Here is a 1,024-nt window from a genome sequence, read left to right on the forward strand (position 1 = left end):
TCTCCCTATAAAGGCTATGTGGATGCCCGCTATGTCGTGGATGGATATGAACCAGAGAACTACGGTAAAAACTACCGAGGTAATGTAGAACTCAAACAGGCCCTGTCCTCGTCAATTAATATCGTGGCCGTTAAAGTGCTGGTAGAGGTTGGATTTGAACCCGTTATCGCCATGGCTAAGCGGATGGGTATCAAGTCAGATTTGTTGCCTGCTTACTCCCTGGCTCTAGGCGCATCTGAGGTTAACCTGCTGGAGCTAACCAATGCCTACGGCGCATTTGCTGCTGAGGGCAAGCACGTGGAGGCCCATGGTATTAAACGAATTACTAACCGCAGCGGTGAAGTGCTGTACGAGTTTGCTGATGAAGCTGAGCAAGCCATTGATGAAGACTCAGCTGCGATTATGGCCTGGATGATGCGTAGTGTTGTCGAAGGCGGTACAGGTAGTAATGCCTATATTAGTGGTCGGCAGATAGCTGGTAAAACTGGTACCTCTGAGAAAAACCGAGATTTGTGGTTTATTGGCTTTACGCCCCAGCTGGTGGTTGGTGTGTGGTTTGGTAACGACGATAGTAGCCCTACACGCGGAGCCAGCAGCACAGCGGCCTATGCTTGGCGACAATTTGTCTCACAGTTTATTGAAGACCTGCCGGTCGAAAAATTTCCAGAATTGCCCCGCCTATCGGGGCGTAAAGGGTCGATTGAAGCAAAACCTGTCAAGCCAGGTAAAGTAGTCGCAGAAAAAGCGGGCAGGCGTTCTTCCAGTGACGAGGCCCCTAGGCAATCATCTCCGGCGCCACGTCGTTCAGATCCTGCACCTGCAGCTTCTGAGTCTGTTCCCCAGGCTGCTCCGAGTCAGGAGGAACCTCAGCAGTCGTCGCCGCCGCCTCGGCAATTCGATAATCCCGCGCCCGCGCCCGCGCCTGCAGCACCCGCTCCGGCTCCTGAGCAATCCGCACCCGCTGCTCCACCGCCTGAAACGCCGGCACCCGCGCCCGCAGCCCCGGCCCCAGACCCAGTAGCGC

The 1,024-nt window shown here is 55.1% G+C and carries 1 protein-coding gene; it reads left to right on the top strand.

Annotated elements, in window-relative coordinates; all coding sequences use genetic code 11:
• Positions 1-1,024, top strand: a 1,024-nt coding sequence (locus tag IQ260_RS30755) for a transglycosylase domain-containing protein (protein ID WP_265579601.1), incomplete at both ends; no start/stop codon positions are given.

Origin of the sequence: Leptolyngbya cf. ectocarpi LEGE 11479 (assembly GCF_015207065.1) — a bacterium.
GTDB classification, from domain to species: domain Bacteria; phylum Cyanobacteriota; class Cyanobacteriia; order Phormidesmidales; family Phormidesmidaceae; genus Leptothoe; species Leptothoe ectocarpi.